Source organism: Streptomyces inhibens, assembly GCF_003389455.1.
Lineage (GTDB): Bacteria > Actinomycetota > Actinomycetes > Streptomycetales > Streptomycetaceae > Streptomyces > Streptomyces inhibens.
This window is the reverse complement of sequence record NZ_QUAC01000450.1, coordinates 1-17,048: the sequence shown is the minus strand read 5'-3', so window position 1 is coordinate 17,048 and position 17,048 is coordinate 1. Positions and strand designations below refer to the sequence as shown.

General features: G+C 69.8%; 15 protein-coding genes and 4 tRNA genes. 8 read left to right on the top strand and 11 right to left on the bottom strand.

The annotated features are described in order from the left end of the window. Both DY245_RS45535 and DY245_RS47735 read right to left on the bottom strand, forming a co-directional pair. Positions 1–219: hypothetical protein (locus DY245_RS45535; RefSeq protein ID WP_220377995.1), on the bottom strand; the 219-nt coding region annotated here is incomplete at its 3' end. A gap of 290 nt (positions 220–509) precedes the next feature. After that, positions 510–644 carry a putative leader peptide gene (locus DY245_RS47735; RefSeq protein ID WP_280525052.1) on the bottom strand — a complete coding sequence of 45 codons (135 nt, stop codon included), beginning with the start codon at positions 642–644 and terminating at the stop codon, positions 510–512. Between the two features lie 127 nt (positions 645–771). Between DY245_RS47735 and purF the strand changes: the two genes are divergently transcribed. Then, entirely contained in the window at positions 772–2,331 is a 1,560-nt protein-coding gene (gene purF, locus DY245_RS38870; protein ID WP_128511814.1) for an amidophosphoribosyltransferase, read from the top strand. 34 nt (positions 2,332–2,365) lie between these two features. Further along, positions 2,366–3,433 (top strand): phosphoribosylformylglycinamidine cyclo-ligase, encoded by a 1,068-nt coding sequence (gene purM / locus DY245_RS38865; RefSeq protein ID WP_128511813.1) that lies wholly within the window; start codon positions 2,366–2,368, stop codon positions 3,431–3,433. Positions 3,434–3,563: 130 nt separating this feature from the next. Here purM and DY245_RS38860 read toward each other — a convergent pair whose 3' ends face one another. Beyond that, on the bottom strand, positions 3,564–3,815 hold the full coding sequence (locus DY245_RS38860) for a DUF3073 domain-containing protein (protein ID WP_128511812.1): 252 nt from the start codon (positions 3,813–3,815) through the stop codon (positions 3,564–3,566). 319 nt (positions 3,816–4,134) lie between these two features. After that, positions 4,135–5,250: a Leu/Phe/Val dehydrogenase gene (locus tag DY245_RS38855; RefSeq protein ID WP_128511811.1), complete on the bottom strand. Its 1,116-nt coding sequence runs from the start codon at positions 5,248–5,250 to the stop codon at positions 4,135–4,137. 196 nt (positions 5,251–5,446) lie between these two features. Here DY245_RS38855 and DY245_RS38850 point away from each other — a divergent pair, with 196 nt between their 5' ends. Continuing rightward, positions 5,447–6,283 carry a DUF8083 family protein gene (locus DY245_RS38850; protein ID WP_128511810.1) on the top strand — a complete coding sequence of 279 codons (837 nt, stop codon included), beginning with the start codon at positions 5,447–5,449 and terminating at the stop codon, positions 6,281–6,283. 514 nt (positions 6,284–6,797) lie between these two features. Next, a complete protein-coding gene (gene bldC / locus DY245_RS38845) occupies positions 6,798–7,004 on the top strand; it encodes a developmental transcriptional regulator BldC (RefSeq protein WP_003949541.1) in 207 nt (68 codons plus the stop codon). A gap of 530 nt (positions 7,005–7,534) precedes the next feature. On the opposite strand, the gene DY245_RS38840 is transcribed toward bldC, so the two are convergent. The 3 genes from DY245_RS38840 to hrpA all read right to left on the bottom strand — a co-directional run bounded on the left by DY245_RS38840 (position 7,535) and on the right by hrpA (position 12,183). Then, positions 7,535–7,768 carry a DUF6274 family protein gene (locus tag DY245_RS38840; protein ID WP_128511809.1) on the bottom strand — a complete coding sequence of 78 codons (234 nt, stop codon included), beginning with the start codon at positions 7,766–7,768 and terminating at the stop codon, positions 7,535–7,537. Positions 7,769–8,020: 252 nt separating this feature from the next. After that, a tRNA-Asp gene (locus DY245_RS38835) sits at positions 8,021–8,095 on the bottom strand. 95 nt (positions 8,096–8,190) lie between these two features. After that, on the bottom strand, positions 8,191–12,183 hold the full coding sequence (gene hrpA, locus DY245_RS38830) for an ATP-dependent RNA helicase HrpA (protein ID WP_244943535.1): 3,993 nt from the start codon (positions 12,181–12,183) through the stop codon (positions 8,191–8,193). Positions 12,184–12,447: 264 nt separating this feature from the next. On the opposite strand from hrpA, the gene DY245_RS38825 reads away from it, so the two are divergent. Further along, positions 12,448–13,503 (top strand): ABC-2 transporter permease, encoded by a 1,056-nt coding sequence (locus DY245_RS38825; protein WP_128511807.1) that lies wholly within the window; start codon positions 12,448–12,450, stop codon positions 13,501–13,503. Between the two features lie 66 nt (positions 13,504–13,569). Then, positions 13,570–13,806 (top strand): hypothetical protein, encoded by a 237-nt coding sequence (locus DY245_RS38820; RefSeq protein WP_244943534.1) that lies wholly within the window; start codon positions 13,570–13,572, stop codon positions 13,804–13,806. Positions 13,807–13,849: 43 nt separating this feature from the next. On the opposite strand, the gene DY245_RS38815 is transcribed toward DY245_RS38820, so the two are convergent. The 4 genes from DY245_RS38815 to DY245_RS38800 form a co-directional block, all read right to left on the bottom strand. After that, positions 13,850–13,923, bottom strand: a tRNA-Phe gene (locus tag DY245_RS38815). Positions 13,924–13,927: 4 nt separating this feature from the next. Beyond that, positions 13,928–14,002 (bottom strand) — tRNA-Asp (locus DY245_RS38810). A gap of 48 nt (positions 14,003–14,050) precedes the next feature. Beyond that, positions 14,051–14,123: transfer RNA gene (locus DY245_RS38805), tRNA-Glu, on the bottom strand. Between the two features lie 82 nt (positions 14,124–14,205). Continuing rightward, entirely contained in the window at positions 14,206–15,903 is a 1,698-nt protein-coding gene (locus tag DY245_RS38800) for a metallophosphoesterase family protein (protein ID WP_128511806.1), read from the bottom strand. A gap of 120 nt (positions 15,904–16,023) precedes the next feature. On the opposite strand from DY245_RS38800, the gene DY245_RS38795 reads away from it, so the two are divergent. Further along, positions 16,024–16,374 carry a metallopeptidase family protein gene (locus tag DY245_RS38795; protein ID WP_181924054.1) on the top strand — a complete coding sequence of 117 codons (351 nt, stop codon included), beginning with the start codon at positions 16,024–16,026 and terminating at the stop codon, positions 16,372–16,374. Positions 16,375–16,474: 100 nt separating this feature from the next. After that, positions 16,475–17,048: hypothetical protein (locus DY245_RS38790; RefSeq protein ID WP_244943533.1), on the top strand; the 574-nt coding region annotated here is incomplete at its 3' end.

The following is a 17,048-nucleotide window of genomic DNA, read 5'->3' as shown; positions in this document are numbered from 1 at the left end:
GGGCCGCTCCTGCGGGCCGGCGGTGGCAGCGGCGGCGCTTGTCGCGCCCGCGACCGAGGCGACGGCACCGAGTCCGCCGACGGCGGCCGCGGCACCGGCGCCGGCGAGCCCGCCGAAGGTACGGCGCGAGATCGCGGCGGATCCGGAGGTGGATCCGGAGGCGGCCGCAGATGCGGATCTATCGGAGTTTTCGGGCGTGGAAGGGTCGACGGAGGTCATCGATTCGGCTCTCCAGAGTGGACGTGACGGGTCGCGATGCGAGCCACGGCCGGCGGGGACGGCGGCGGGCGGAGGCGGCGTCGCGTATCTCACACAGGCGGTACGGCGCCCCTGGCCGACAAACCCGGCACGGGTGAGCAAGAGGCGCATGCCGGGCGGGCGGCGAAAGAGACGGGAAGCGGAACGCGAAAGTCCGCAAGACCGCTACGAAAGCGCAGCTCAGAAGGGCGGACGGAGGATCGGGGAAGATCCGGAACGCGGTCGTCGCGCCCGGCCGTCGCTACCCGCAGCTACTGCGCCGATCCGCAGCGACAGATGGCGCTCGCGACCCGGCCGAGGTCGACATGGCGGCGCCGTACGAGGCGCTGCGCGAGGCGGGGCGCCCGGTGACACACCAGGTGCGCCAAGGGCTGCGGGGTCTGCATGGGCCGAAATCCTGTCGGGATGGCCGTGACCACGTCAAGCATGCTTAACGCGCCGTTCATGCACTCATCCAGATTCGCGGCCATCCCCGGTTCGGATGAATGCGCGACCTGCCCTAGACTCGGGGGCGTGCCACGTGGTGACGGACGACTCAACCACGACCTGCTCCCCGGTGAGAAGGGCCCCCAGGACGCTTGCGGCGTCTTCGGTGTCTGGGCTCCGGGTGAAGAGGTCGCCAAACTCACCTATTTCGGGCTGTACGCGCTGCAGCACCGTGGACAGGAGTCCGCGGGCATCGCAGTGAGCAACGGCTCCCAGATCCTCGTTTTCAAGGACATGGGCCTGGTTTCCCAGGTCTTCGACGAGACTTCGCTCGGCTCCCTCCAGGGCCATATCGCCGTGGGCCATGCCCGCTACTCCACCACCGGTGCCTCGGTGTGGGAGAACGCCCAGCCGACGTTCCGTGCCACCGCGCACGGCTCGATCGCGCTCGGCCACAACGGCAACCTGGTCAACACCGCCGAGCTGGCGGATCTGGTCGCCGCGCTGCCCCGTGAGGGCGGACGCGCGACCCAGGTCGCGGCCACCAATGACACCGATCTCGTGACGGCGCTGCTGGCCGGCCAGGTGGACGAGGACGGCAAGCCGCTGACCGTCGAGGAGGCCGCCCCGCGCGTCCTGCCGAAGGTCATGGGCGCCTTCTCGCTCTGCTTCATGGACGAGCACACGCTCTACGCCGCCCGTGACCCGCAGGGCATCCGCCCGCTGGTCCTGGGCCGTCTGGAGCGCGGCTGGGTGGTCGCCTCCGAGACCGCCGCCCTCGACATCTGCGGTGCCAGCTTCATCCGGGAGATCGAGCCGGGTGAGATGGTCGCCATCGACGAGAACGGCCTGCGCAGCAGCCGTTTCGCCGAGGCCCGCCCCAAGGGCTGCGTCTTCGAGTACGTCTACCTCGCCCGCCCGGACACCGATATCGCCGGCCGCAATGTGTACCTCTCCCGTGTGGAGATGGGCCGCAAACTGGCCGCCGAAGCCCCGGCCGACGCCGACCTGGTGATAGCGACGCCGGAGTCCGGCACACCCGCCGCCGTCGGATACGCCGAGGCCAGTGGCATCCCCTACGGTTCCGGCCTGGTCAAGAACTCCTACGTCGGCCGGACCTTCATCCAGCCCTCGCAGACCATCCGTCAGCTGGGCATCCGGCTGAAGCTGAACCCGCTGAAGGAAGTCATCCGCGGCAAGCGCCTGGTGGTCGTCGACGACTCGATCGTCCGCGGCAACACCCAGCGCGCCCTCGTACGGATGCTCCGCGAGGCCGGCGCGGCCGAGATCCACATCCGGATCTCCTCCCCGCCGATCAAGTGGCCGTGCTTCTTCGGCATCGACTTCGCCACCCGCGCCGAGCTGATCGCCAACGGCCTGACGGTCGAGGAGATCGGCAAGTCCCTGGGCGCCGACTCGCTGGCGTACATCTCCATCGACGGCATGATCGAGGCGACCACCATCGCCAAGCCGAATCTGTGCCGCGCCTGCTTCGACGGCGAATACCCGATGGAGCTGCCGGACCCGGAGCTCCTGGGCAAGCACCTCCTGGAGTCGGAGACCGCGGCCCCGGCAAAGTCCGATGTGGACGGCGTCCAGACGCTCACCGCCGGGATCGGCGGCGCCGACGCGCTGCGTCGCCCGTAGAGCTCGTACACACACGACACGAAAGTTCTCAGCCATGCCCGAGACCACTGGTGCCAGCTACGCAGCCGCGGGCGTCGACATCGAAGCCGGCGACCGCGCCGTGGACCTGATGAAGGAGTGGGTGAAGAAGGCCACCCGCCCCGAGGTCGTCGGCGGGCTCGGCGGCTTCGCCGGCCTCTTCGACGCCTCGGCGCTGAAGCGCTACGAGCGTCCGCTGCTGGCCTCGGCCACCGACGGCGTCGGCACGAAGGTCGACATCGCACGCAAGATGGGCGTCTACGACAGCATCGGCCACGACCTCGTCGGCATGGTCGTCGACGACCTGGTCGTCTGCGGCGCCGAGCCGCTGTTCATGACCGACTACATCTGCGTCGGCAAGGTCTACCCCGAGCGGGTCGCCGCGATCGTCAAGGGCATCGCCGAGGGCTGTGTGCTGGCCGGCTGTGCGCTGGTCGGCGGCGAGACCGCGGAGCACCCGGGGCTGCTGGGCGCGGACGAGTTCGATGTCGCCGGCGCCGGCACGGGTGTCGTCGAGGCGGACCGGGTGCTGGGCGCTGATCGCATCCGTACGGGCGACGCGGTGATCGCGATGGCGTCCTCCGGACTTCACTCCAACGGGTACTCGCTGGTCCGCCATGTGCTCTTCGACCGGGCGGGCATGGCTCTGGACCGGGAGATCCCGGAGTTCGGCCGCACGCTGGGCGAGGAGCTGCTGGAGCCCACCAAGATCTACTCGCTGGACTGTCTGGCGCTGACCCGTACGACCGAGGTGCACGCCTTCTCGCACATCACCGGCGGCGGACTGGCCAACAACCTCGCCCGGGTGATCCCGGACGGGCTGCACGCCACCGTCGACCGCGCCACCTGGACGCCGGGCCCGGTCTTCGATCTGGTCGGCTCGGCCGGCTCGGTCGAGCGCCTGGAGCTGGAGAAGACCCTGAACATGGGCGTCGGCATGATCGCCGTCGTCCCCCAGGAGTCGGTGGAGGCCGCCCTGACCACGCTCGCCGACCGCGGGGTGGATGCCTGGGTCAGCGGTGAGATCGTCGAGCGTGGCGACCGCACCGAGGCTGTGACCCTGACCGGTACGTATTCACGATAGATGCAGCCACGAGCTGAGCCGGGTGGCCGCCGCAACGGCGGCGGCCATCTGGGCAGCACAGAACCCGGCCCGGGCAAAGCCCTGGACCGGGTCCGTGATGATGTTATGGGTGCCGCGAGTGCACAGCGCGTCAAGCGCGACGACGCTGCTGAGAGGAGTCGCCCTCGTCTTCATCGTCGTCGTCGCCGTTGTACAGATCTGCGTACCGTGCGTACGGGTCGTCGTCCTCGTCATCCTCGAACGGCTCTGCGTTCGGAGGCTGCTGGTTCGACGGTGATGCACCCAGCTCGTCGGCCAGTCGTGAGAGATCCGTCCCACCGCTGCTGTACTTCAGCTGGCGGGCGACCTTCGTCTGCTTGGCCTTGGCCCGGCCGCGCCCCATGGGTCGACCCCCTCAATGACGGGGCTCGATGGCCCCAGAGTCTTGACACGCGTTCATGGATCAGAGCGGGCTCTCGACAGAGAGACCGGCCCGTAGGGCTTTAACGGTACCTGCTTCCGCGGCCATACGGTACGTCGCCCGCATCACCCGCCGCTCGGCATGACCTGCGAGTCGCCCCGTCCCCGCTGGTCAACTGCGATTTTAACCTGTCCTGTGCGGCGACCCGCCGACGGGTGGTGAGGGATGTCTCCCCGACCACCCGTGGCGGGCCGCGCAAGGCTGTGTTTCCGGCCGACAAGGCCGGTTTTTCCGGCCGTCGTCAGGCGTGCCGCGCCTCCGCCATGCGCTGCTCGGCCAGTCGGTCGGCGGCCGCGGCGGGCGGAATGCCGTCGGCCTTCGCACGAGCGAATATGGCCAGTGTGGTGTCGAAGATCTTCGCCGCCTTGGTCTTGCAGCGGTCGAAGTCGAAGCCGTGCAGCTCGTCGGCCACCTGGATGACACCGCCGGCGTTCACCACGTAATCGGGCGCGTAGAGGATGCCGCGGTCGGACAGATCCTTCTCGACTCCCGGGTGCGCGAGCTGGTTGTTGGCTGCGCCGCACACCACCTTCGCGGTCAGCACCGGCACCGAGTCGTCGCTGAGCGCCCCGCCCAGCGCGCACGGCGCGTACACGTCCAGACCTTCGGTGCGGATCAGCGCCTCGGTGTCCGCGGCGACGGCCACCTGCGGGTGCTTGGCGCGGACACGGTCCACCGACTCGCCGCGTACGTCCGTGATCACGACCTCGGCGCCGTCCTTGAGGAGGTGCTCGACGAGGAGGTGGCCCACCTTGCCGACGCCCGCGACGCCCACCTTGCGGCCGCGCAGCGTCGGGTCGCCCCACGCGTGCTGGGCCGAGGCGCGCATGCCCTGGAAGACGCCGTAGGCGGTCAGGACGGAGGAGTCGCCGGCGCCGCCGTTCTCGGGGGAGCGGCCGGTGGTCCACTTGTTCGTACGGGCGACCACGTCCATGTCGGCGACGTACGTACCGACGTCGCACGCGGTGACATAGCGGCCCCCGAGGGATGCCACGAACCGGCCGTAGGCGAGCAGGAGTTCCTCGGTCTTGATCAGGTCGGGGTCACCGATGATCACGGCCTTCCCGCCGCCGTGGTCCAGCCCGGCGAGGGCGTTCTTGTAGGACATGCCGCGCGCGAGGTTCAGTGCGTCCAGCACGGCCTCCTCCTCGGAGGCGTAGGCGTGGAAGCGGGTGCCGCCGAGGGCGGGGCCCAGGGCGGTGCTGTGGATGGCGATCACGGCCTTGAGGCCGCTGGCGCGGTCCTGGCAGAGAACGACCTGCTCATGGCCCCCTTGCTCCGATCGGAACAGGGTGTGCAGAACGCCGTCGGTGCCGGCGGGGGCCGGACGTACGTCAGTCACTGTGGTGACTCCCATAAGTCGCGAAGGACGCCCTCCTGCGGGTGGGGAGGGCCGGTTGAAAAGAGCGTAAGACCTGCGGGGCCGGTTGATCGGTCAGGTGCCGAGGATCACCCTCTCCCGGGGGACGGGCGTGGGACGATCTGGTCGTATCGCAGGCCGGTCGGGGGCCCTCGGGATCTCCCGGCGGCGGACTTTCCTTTAAGGAGCGGGCGTGGCGTTGGCGTCGTCGGTGAAGGTCCCGTATATGGCATATCTACGGGTCTACGAGCCGCTGGCAGCGTTCCCCGAGCCGGAGCGCTCGCACTGGGCCCGCTATGCCAAACGGGAGAACACCCCTACCGCCCAGGACGAGCAGCGCCGGGCGCTGGCCGATCTGCTGCCGACCCCGCCGGTGCCGGTGCCGGTCCACGAGAGCGCGGACGCGTTCATCGCCGTCGTGAACGAGGTGACCTGCGTCTGTCCGTGGCGCACCCGGCTGCGCGGCTGGCAGGCCCTGGAGGCGCTGGAGGAGCTGCTGCCGGCGTCGGTGCTGGATGCGGCGCTGCCCCCGGTGGTGCGCCGGCAGGCGGCCACCGACTACGAGCGGTGGCGCGAGCGCAACCCGGACGCCAGGCCGTGGATCCGCGCGGCGACCTGGCATGTCCCGGTCCGCTGGTTCGTGCTGTTCGACGACGGCGAGCGGGAGTATGCGAAGAGTGACCAGGCGCCTGTGCTGCGTTACCGGACGCCGATGGTGCAGGCCAGACGGCGGGTCGCGCGGGGGCTGCGGACGCTGCGGGACGCCCTGGAAGAGGGGCCGCTGATCGACGGCCTGGTAGATGTGGGGCGCTGGCTCGAAGAATTCCATCCGCGTTCGCTCGTGGAGCTGGACTACGGAGGGCTGGTGCACGCGGTGCCCGAAGGGCAGCTCGCCGAGGACCGTTCCGCCGCGGAAGTGGCGGAGGGGCTGGCGGCGCTGCGCGAGGGGGACGGTGAGCGGGCCGGGGTCGCGTACGAGAAGCTTTCGCAGCGGTGGCGTGCGGTCCGCGAGCGTCAGTTCTCCAGCTGAGCTCCGAGGAAGTGCCAAAGGTTCGTGGCGCGGAAGTGCTGTGTTCGCTTTTCGGTGGTTGGGCGGTAAGGGACGTAGGTCCTTAACCGGGCGATTGCCTCAAGCGTGACCTAAAGCACTGACTTCGGGTCTTGCTCCCAAGCCATACCCTCGTGCCAAAATAGGACAAGGAGCCCGACGTGGGCTCCTTCCGTCCAACTAAGGGCGGATAGATCGGTATTGCGTTCCTTGAGGGGTCTCGTGGCGGCTGAGCACGTTGTGACTGATCGTCACGGCCGTGTGACTGTCCGCTATGGCACGGTCCATCGGCATCCGCCGAGGTTGAACACCTGAGAGGGCAATTCCATCGGTTTGGCCGACGTGGCTGGACGGATGGTGTAGTTGTAGTGCCGAGGACAAGCCGTTCGTCCTATAACCGACTCGGCCCGCGTCCGCCATTTCGGGCAACGTGGGTCAAGGTGCAGAATTTAGAGGAAAGAACCGTGATGGTTCGGTTCTCCCGAGGAGGCCGCTCATGACCGCTCGCACCCCTGACGCCGAGCCGCTGCTGACCCCTGCCGAGGTTGCCACGATGTTCCGCGTGGACCCGAAGACGGTCACCCGTTGGGCCAAGGCAGGCAAGCTCACGTCCATCCGCACGCTCGGAGGACACCGGCGTTACCGCGAGGCTGAGGTCCGCGCACTGCTTGCGGGCATCCCGCAGCAGCGCAGCGAGGCCTGAACAACCGCATAACCAGGTCGTTTTCGGGGCCCCCAACCCGAAAATGCCTACTTCGCACCACATAGCTCGACCTGCTCCACCCACGCTCCACACAGCTTCATACGACGCGGCGCCTGCCCCACAGGCCCCACACCCGCTCCATCTGGGTACGTCACCGATCGCGCTGGACTCCGCCGGGTCCAGCGCGATCTTTTTTGTGCACGCCCGCTCCCGGGCCCGTCAGAGCGGTCGGGCCGGCCTGGCGCCGGCGCCGCCCCGGGTGGCTTTCTGGGCGTCTTGAGAGGCCCTGTGGGGGCCTTTCCCCGCGGACCCTGCGGTCTCGTTCACAAGCTGTTCGAGGGTAGTGCAATTGCACATATTAAATTGACTGGTTGTAGGGGAGGTGTAAGTTCCCTGTCCCGTCAAACTTGTTCGGTGACACCCGTCACATGACATGGCGCTTGAAGACGATACGTCCGCTGCGGTAGAGAACTTCCCTCGCCACACTCAACAACCTGTCACCGCACGGGGCATGGCGCAGGCATCGTCGGTCACCGGGCCGCGGGACTTTCGTCCTCGGCCGCCGACGGCTCGCAGGCGGGCGCGGACCGGGCGGGGGCGGACGCGGGCGCCGCGGGCCCGGAGCGGGCCGTGTGCGGCTCCATGACGAGCCGCTGCAGCTGATGGCAGATCGGGCAGTGCCGCGTCAGATGGCGGTAGCCCGTGGCGGCTGACAGATGGGCCCGTAGCAGCGCCCTGGTCTCGTGCCGTACCGCAGTCGTCATCGCAGATCCCTCCCCGGCCCCCACGCTTCCTCTGTGAGTACCGGCGGTACGTGCCGCCGTCAATACGGCGAGCAGCAAACGCGCTACGGCCCGCAGCCGCCGCGGACGGCCCGATCCGGACAGCAGGGCGGCCCGCGTGCGCTGTGCGGCCCTGACGGGATGCGCGGTGTCCGGCGACGGCGCCCTCGCCGGATGGCCTGATCCGGACAGCAGAACGGCCCGCATCCGATGAGGATGCGGGCCGTAAAAGTGCGGTCCTGACGGGATTTGAACCCGCGGCCTCCACCTTGACAGGGTGGCGAGCACTCCAAACTGCTCCACAGGACCTTGCGTTTCGCTTTCCGCTTGCGGCGGGCTGCGAAGCAAGACTCTACAGCAGGTCAGGGGGTGCGGTCGAACTCGATACCGGTGACCGTCGTCCGTCAGGGCGCGGCGGCGGTCACGGCCTTCACGATCCGCTTGTCGGAGACCGGATACGCGGTCCCCAGCGCATGCGCGAAGTAGCTCACCCGGAGCTCCTCGATCATCCAGCGGATCTCCAGGGCCGCGGCCGGCACCGGGCGGCCGGGCGGGAACTGCTCCAGCAGCCAGGCGTATTCGTCCTGCATCTCCTTCACCTTCGCCATACGGGTGCGGTCCCGCTCGGCGTTGGTGGGCAGCTGCTGAAGCCGGCGGTCGGCGGCCACCAGATAGCGCATCAGATCCGGCAGCCGCTTGGCGCCGTGCGTGGTCACGAAGCCCGGCTTGATCAGGCCCGCCAGCTGCTCCTTGATGTCCGTCAGCGACGGCAGCAGCGAGGGGAACGTGGTGTCCTTCAGCCGGCGTTCGCACGCCTGCCAGGCGGCCAGCACCTCCTGGACCTGCTGGATGGTCCGCAGCGTGACGTCCACCAGGTCGGCGCGGACCGCGTCGAACAGCTTCCGGAAGGACTCCTCGTCCCATGCCGGACCGCCCCGGGCCGCGATCAGACGATCGGCGGCGGCGGTCACACAGTCCTCGAAGAGCGCCCCGATCGAGCCGTGCGGATTACGGGACAGCGCGAGCTTCTGCTGGTTGCTCAGCTTGTCCTGGGCGAACTTGGCGGGGTTGGAGGGGATGTTGAGCAGGATGAGGCGGCGGGTGCCCGCCCACATCGCCGTCAGCTGCTCGGCCTCGGTGTCGAAGAGGCGTACGGCGACGCTGCTGCCCTCGTCGACCAGCGCCGGGTAGGCCTTCAGCGGCTGGCCCCCGCGCCTGGTCTCGAAGGTGCGCGGCAGCGTGCCGATCGTCCAGGACGTCAGCCCGGTCCGCTGCTCGGGTCCGGCCGTCGCCGGCCCGTCGCCCGCGCCGCCCTTGCGGTCCCTGGTGGGCCGCTCGGCGGCCTGCTCGAAGGCCTTGGAGATGGCCGCCCTGGTCTTCGGCTTGAGCTTCAGCCGCAGCGCTTCCAGGTCCTTGGCCTCGGCCAGCTTGTGGCGCCGCTCGTCGACAACCCGGAAGGTGATCTTGAGGTGGTCGGGGATCTTGCCGGTGTCGAAGTCGGCGGCCTCGACCGGTACGCCCACCATCCGCTGCAGCCCGGCGGCCAGAGAGGCCGTCAGGGCGCCCTGCAGAGGGACCGTGGAGTCCAGGAAGCGGGCCGCGAAGTTCGGCGCGGGTACGTAGTTGCGCCGGATCGGCTTGGGCAGCGAGCGGATCAGCTCCGTCACCAACTGCTCGCGCAGGCCCGGGATCTGCCAGTCGAAGCCCTCGGAGGAGACCTGGTTGAGGACCTGGAGCGGGATGTGGACGGTCACGCCGTCCGCGTCGGCCCCCGGCTCGAACTGGTAGGTGACCTTGAACTTCAGCTGTCCCTGCCGCCAGGAATCGGGGTAGTCGTCCTTGGTGACGGCCTCGGCGGATTCGTTGATGAGCATCGAGTGCTCGAAGTTGAGCAGCTCCGGCTCTTCCCGCTGCTGCTTCTTCCACCAGGCGTCGAAGTGCGCCCCGGAGACCACATCCGCCGGAATGCGCTGGTCGTAGAAGTCGAAGAGCGTCTCGTCGTCCACGAGGATGTCGCGGCGCCGGGCGCGGTGCTCCAACTCCTCGACCTCGCCGAGAAGTTTGCGGTTGTCATGGAAGAACTGGTGGTGTGTGCGCCAGTCGCCCTCGACCAGGGCGTTGCGGATGAACAGATCGCGCGAGGTCTCCGGGTCGATCCGGCCGTAGGTGATCTTGCGCTGGGCGACGATCGGGACGCCGTAGAGCGTCACCCGCTCGTACGCCATCACCGCGGCCATCTTCTGTTCCCAGTGCGGCTCGCTGTACGTCCGTTTCACCAGGTGCTGGGCGAGCGGCTCGATCCACTCGGGTTCGATCCTGGCGTTCACCCGCGCCCACAGGCGGGAGGTCTCCACCAGCTCCGCCGACATGACCCAGCGCGGGGGCTTCTTGAAGAGCGCGGAGCCGGGGAAGACCGCGAACTTGGCGCTGCGGGCGCCGAGATACTCGTTCTTGGCGTCCGTGTCCTTCAATCCGATATGCGAAAGCAAACCGGAAAGCAGGGAGGTGTGAATGTGCTCGGGGGCCGCATCCTCCTCGCTGAGGTGGATGCCCATGGTCTTGGCGACCGAACGCAGCTGGGAGTAGATGTCCTGCCACTCGCGTATCCGGAGATAGTTCAGGAACTCGCTCCGGCACATCCGGCGGAAGGCCGAGGAGGACAGTTCCTTCTGCTGCTCGCGGATATAGCGCCACAGGTTGAGGAAGGCGAGGAAGTCGGAGGTCTCGTCCTTGAAGCGGGCATGCTGCTGATCGGCCTGCTGCTGCTTGTCGGAGGGCCGCTCGCGCGGATCCTGGATGGACAGCGCCGCCGCGATGACCATGACCTCGCGGACACAGCCGTTGCGGTCCGCCTCCAGCACCATCCGCGCCAGCCGCGGGTCGACCGGCAGCTGGGAGAGCTTGCGCCCGAGCGGGGTGAGCCGCTTTTTGGCGTCTTTCTGCTTGGCGTCCAGCGCCCCGAGCTCGCTCAGCAGATCGACGCCGTCCTTGATGTTGCGGCGGTCCGGCGGATCGATGAACGGGAACTTCTCGATGTCGCCGAGGCCGGCCGCGGTCATCTGCAGGATGACGGAGGCGAGGTTCGTACGGAGGATCTCCGCGTCGGTGAACTCGGGACGGGAGAGGAAGTCGTCCTCGGAGTAGAGGCGGATGCAGATGCCGTCGCTGGTACGGCCGCAGCGGCCCTTGCGCTGATTGGCGCTGGCCTGCGAGATCGGCTCGATGGGCAGCCGCTGGACCTTGGTGCGATAGCTGTAGCGGGAGATCCGGGCCATGCCCGGGTCGATGACGTACTTGATGCCCGGGACGGTCAGTGAGGTCTCGGCGACGTTCGTGGCCAGCACGATCCGTCTGCCCGTATGGCGCTGGAAGACGCGATGCTGTTCGGCGTGCGAGAGCCGCGCATACAGGGGGAGGACCTCGGTGGCGGGCAGCGCCTTCTTGTTGAGCGCGTCGGCGGTGTCGCGGATCTCCCGCTCGCCGGAGAGGAAGACCAGGATGTCGCCGGGCCCGGCGGCCTGCAGCTCGTCCACGGCGTCGCAGATCGCGGTGATCTGGTCGCGGTCGGCGTCCTGACCGCCCTCTTCCAGCAGCGGGCGATAGCGCACCTCGACCGGATACGTACGGCCGGAGACCTCGACGATCGGCGCGCTCGGCCTCGCCCCGTCCGCGCTCCCGGAGGTGTCCCGCTCACCGGGCGTGTCGGACGCGTCCACGGAAGCGACGGCGCCGAAGTGGCGCGCGAACCGCTCCGGGTCGATGGTCGCGGAGGTGATCACGATCTTCAGATCCGGGCGCCGGGGCAGCAGCTGCGCCAGATAGCCCATGATGAAGTCGATGTTGAGGCTGCGCTCGTGCGCCTCGTCGATGATGAGCGTGTCGTACTGGCGCAGCTCGCGGTCCGTCTGGATCTCGGCGAGCAGAATGCCGTCGGTCATCAGCTTGACGAGGGTGTCGCCGCCGACCTGGTCCGTGAAGCGGACCTTCCAGCCGACCGCCTCGCCCAGCGGGGTCCTCAGCTCCTCGGCCACCCGCTCGGCGACCGTACGGGCCGCGATCCGGCGCGGCTGGGTGTGCCCGATCAGACCGCGTACGCCCCGGCCGAGCTCCAGGCAGATCTTGGGGATCTGGGTCGTCTTGCCGGAGCCGGTCTCACCGGCGACGATCACGACCTGGTGGTCGCGTATCGCGGCGAGGATCTCGTCCTTCCTCTGGCTGACGGGCAGCTCTTCCGGATACCTGATCTCCGGGACCGCGGCCCGCCGCTGGGCGACCCGCAGCTCCGCCTCGTCGATGCCGCCCGCGATCTCGGCGAGCACGGCCGCCCGGGCCTCGGGCTTACGGATCCGGCGCGCGCCGTCGAGCCGGCGCCCCAGCCGCTGCTGGTCGCGCAGCATCAGCTCGGGCAGACGCTCCAGCAGAGCCGGGAGGCTGGGAGCGGCGCTTGCGGGGAGGGTAGGAGCGGTGCTGTCGGGCAGCGTGGGAGCAGTGCCGTCGGGCAGGGCGGAGGCAGGCTGACTGGACATACGTCCCCCAGGATCTCACCTCGGCCGATCGACTGGCGAACCATTTGCCCGCGCGGCCGGATGGTGGACGCCCGGGCCGCCGCGGACAAGAGTCCTGACCAGGTATGTCCGACATCGTTGCTTTAGCGTGTTCCTATGTTTGATCATCGCGGTGCACGCGGCAGGCCCCGGACCGCGGCGGAGAAATGGACGGCCTTCAAGAAGTCGCCGTTCTTCCCCGCGGTCGTGCTGGTCTTCATCGTCGCCGCGGCGGCCGGCCTCTTCGCCGGCTCGTACACGTACACCATGGCCAATCCGACCCCGCGGCAGATCCCGACCGCCGTGGTCGGCCACCGCCACGCCCCGCAGGAGAAGGCGTTCGTCCTGGGCATGGAGAAGGCCCTGAACGCCCCGCTCCGGCTGACCGGGTACGCCACATACGGCGAGGCCCGGCGGGCCGTCGACGAACAGCAGGAGTTCGCGGTGCTGCGGGCCCGCGGCAAGGGTGTGGAGCTGGATGTGTCCGGCGCCTCGGGCGCGACGGTGGCGCAGCTGCTGGCCGAGTCCGGGGTGAAGGTCGGCCGGGCGACCGGTGTGGACGTCCGGGTCCAGGACATCAAGCCGCTCCAGAAGGGCGACCCGCGCGGGCTGGCGCTGTTCTACATCTCGCTGGCCGCGGTGATCGTCGGCTTCGTCGGGGCGATCCAGCTCAGCGTGCACGCCCGCGCCCTCGACCCGGCCGAGCGGATCGCCTTCATCCTGGTCTACGCGCTGCTGGGGGCCTTCGCCATCGCGGCGGTGGTCGACTGGTGGCTGGGCGCGCTGCGGCTGCCGTTCGTGGAGTCCTGGCTGATCCTGGCGCTGACCATGTTCACCTCCGGCATGGTCTTCTCGATGTTCAACACCCTGATGGGGCGCTGGGCGATGATCCCCACCTGGGGACTGATGGTGCTGCTGGGCAACCCGTCCTCGGGCGGCGCGGTCTCCTGGCCGCTGCTGCCGTCCGCCCTCGGCCACATCGGCCGCTGGCTGCCGCCCGGCGCCTCGGTCAACGCCCAGCACACCGCGGTCTACTTCGGCGGCCACCAGCACGCCTTCCCGTTCCTGGTGCTGGCCGGCTGGTCGGTGCTCTCCTGCACGGTCTTCTGGGGCTGGCGGCACCGCCATCCGGGTGGCCGCGAGGTGACACCGGCGCATGCGGCGGCCGGCTGAGGCGGCGGGCCGCGGACGCACCCACCCCCGTACCGTGCCGCCCCGCCGCTGAGCGAAGATGACCGCATGAACAAGGGATTACGACAGATGGCGGGTGTCGCGACGATGGCCGCCGGCATCGCGTTCGCCGCCTGGCTGGTCTTCGGCGCGCCGCACGACTGGGACGGCGATGTGCGGCTGCTGAGGGCGGCACTGGGCCTGGGGGCGACGGCGGTCATCAGTGGCGGCGCCCGGCTGATCTTCTGGCGGCCGGAGAGTGAGCGCACGCAGAGCATCGAGGGGGCCGGCGGGGAGCAGATATGAAGAAGGCCCCGATTCGATGAATCGGGGCCTTTCCCAAAGGGTGTGGCTGGGGCCGGGGTCGAACCGGCGACCTATCGCTTTTCAGGCGATCGCTCGTACCAACTGAGCTACCCAGCCGCAGCGGTCCTGACGGGATTTGAACCCGCGGCCTCCACCTTGACAGGGTGGCGAGCACTCCAAACTGCTCCACAGGACCTTGCATTGCGCGAGAGCGGCGTGAACCAGTCTCGCACACGATGATGCGTGCCCCCAACGGGATTCGAACCCGTGCTACCGCCTTGAAAGGGCGGCGTCCTGGGCCACTAGACGATGAGGGCTGGTGGCCACCTTGGCGTCGTTACCGGCGCCGTCGGGGACGTGAGAAGCATATGGGATGGGAGGACCGTTCGCCAAAACGGTTTACCCGGGGCTGTCGGAAGAGCCCCGGACCGGGTGTGAACGAGGGCTGGACGAGGGGCCGGACGAGGGGCCTGACGAGGGCCCTGACGACGGGCCGGGCGGGTGCGGTGAACCGGACGGCGAGGGTGTCGCGCCGGGTTGGTTCTCCCGGGGGAGATGGCGGCTGACCTCGGCACGGGACAGGCCCAGGCCGCCGAGGGTGATCTCGTCCCACGCCTGTAGCCGCTTCGTCGTCCGGTCCAGATAGAGCACCGACGCCTGCACCGGCGCGGGCTTCTTGTTCTGCACCGCGCGCAGCCCGCCGCCGCCCGTCGAGCCCTCGACCATCAGCCGGGTGCCCTGGGGGAGCGTGGTGATCTCGCGGTGGTGGAGATGGCCGGCCAGCGCCAGCGGGGCCAGGCCGTCCGCCTCGGTCGCGGCGGTGGGGTTGTGGGCCAGCGCGATATCGACCGGGGTGCCGGCCAGCCGCTGGGTGCGCAGCGCATCGGCGAGCCGGCCGCCGGCGGTGCGCTCGGCGGGTTCGCCGGCCGCCACCACGGAGCGGTCCGGGGTGAACTGCGGGTCGCCGACGCCCGCGATGCGTACGCCGGCGATCCGGGTGACCTTGCCGTTGTCGAGGACGGTGACGTGCTTGCGGCCGGTCAGGTACTTCTGGGTGCTGCGCGAGTCGTGGTTGCCGCGCACCCAGACGTAGGGGGCGCCCAGGGTGGACACCGGGTCCAGGAAGTGGTTCTCGGCGACCGAGCCGTGGTCCATGGTGTCGCCGGTGTCGATGATCACGTTGATCCGGTACTGCTTCACCAGGGAGGCGATGATCTGCCAGCTGCCGGGGTTGAGGTGGATGTCGGAGACATGCAGCACCCGGATGGTGGTGGGGTCCGGCTGGTACGTCGGCAGCGTCGAGGTGGCGTCGTACAGCTTGGTGACGTTGGTGACCAGGCGCGCCAACTCCTTTTGGTAGACGTTGAATTCGCTGACGATGTTGCGGGCGTTGCCGGCCACGGACGGGGCCGAGGAGAGCAGTCCGGAGAACTTCGGCTCCAGGACGGACCGGGGGTTCCAGGTGGCGTACGCGGTACCCGCGCAGGCGGCGAGCAGGGCGAGCGCCAGACCGCCGGCGGCCAGTGCGCGGCGCGGGCGGCGGTAGACGGCCAGGCCCAGGGCGGTGGCGCCGGACGCCACGGCGACACAGGAGTGCAGCGCCAGTCCCACGGCGCCGCGGGTGACGTCACGGGTGACCTCGGCCTGGAGGCCGGAGAACCGCTCGGGGTGGTCGACCAGCGCCTGGGAGCGGACCGGATCCAGCCGGTCGACATCGACATCGAGCCGTACGGGCCCGTAGTGGCTGCTCAGTTCCAGGTCGCCGAGCGGCGCGACATCGATCCGGGTGCCGCCGGTCAGTGAGGGGCGCAGCGCCATGGTCGTGTCCATCGGGCCGACGGGGGCGTGGAAGCTGCCGATGAGCAGCAGCCCCAGCCAGGCGCCGAGGACGGTGACGGCTATCAGGCCGAGGGAACGGACACGGGGGTGCGGTGGCTCGATGAGGGTGGCGGTGGGGGGTGTACGGCGGGAGCGGTAGTCGCGGCGGACGGTTCGGGGCAGCGTGTGTACGCCGCCGAGCCAGATAGGGAGCAGCCGGAGCAGGGGGGTTTGCGGTATGCCGGGGTGCGGTGTCCGGGAGCGCGCTGCGCGGGCCATTGGTCCCGTATGCCCGCCATGGCGGGCGTTAAGCCGGGGGCGTCGGCTCCGGTTCGTGCTGCGGTGCGGCGGGCGGGCGGCGACGATCGGATGCGGGGCCGGGTAGCGGAGAATGGTGGTGTGCTGGAAATGACGCGCGAGGAGTTCGAGGAACTGGTCGCCGAGTCGCTGGACCGGATCCCGCCGGAGCTGACCCGGCTGATGGACAATGTGGCGGTCTTCGTCGAGGACGAGCCCCCGGCGGAGGACCCCGAGCTGCTCGGGCTGTACGAGGGGACACCGCTGACCGACCGTGGGGAGTGGTACGCGGGCGTGCTGCCGGACCGGATCACCATCTACCGGGGGCCGACGCTGCGGATGTGCGCCACACGCGAGGACGTGGTCGCGGAGACCGAGGTGACGGTCGTTCATGAGATCGCGCACCACTTCGGGATCGACGACGAGCGGCTGCACGCGCTCGGCTACGGCTGAGGCGATCGGCCGGGCGCCGCGCGTGTCCTCAAGCGGGGGGCGGGAGTTGGGCAGGGCGTCCGTGTCGCCGTCCCTGCGCTCCGGATCCGGAGGTCCCGCCGTGCGCCCGCGCCCTTACCGTCACCTGTCCCCGACGCCGCCCCCTGCCCCTGTCTCCGCCCCTGTCGTCTCCGTCTCCACCCCCGTCTCTCTCCCCGCGGACGTCCCCGCCTCCGCCTCGCCGCAGCCGCCGGCGAGCCGTGTGCGCTCCCGGGTCGTCGCCGCGGCGGTGACCGTCTCCGCGCTGGTCGTCTCGCTGGCCGGCTGTATGAGCGTGAGCGATCCGGACGAGCAGAAGCCGTCCGGCAGCACCACGCGCCACGACGGCAAGGACGCCGCGCCCGGCCCCGGCGGGGTGACCGTGGACGGCCGCGGCGACGGGCCGCACCGTATGGGCCGCAGTGGTCCGGCTCACTCGGCCGGCGGTGATGAGAAGGAGGGCGACCCGTCGGGGAGCGCCACACCGACGCCGTCCGAGCCCGGTACGCCCTCCAGCCCGGTGCAGCCGTCGGGCCCGGAGCCCGGCGCGGGCGGCGGCCACGGCTCCGGCGGAAACGGCGGAGGCCCCGGCCATGTGCACCCCTCGCCGTCGCACCCCGACCGGCCGACCGCCCCGCCCGCCTCGCCCGCGCCCA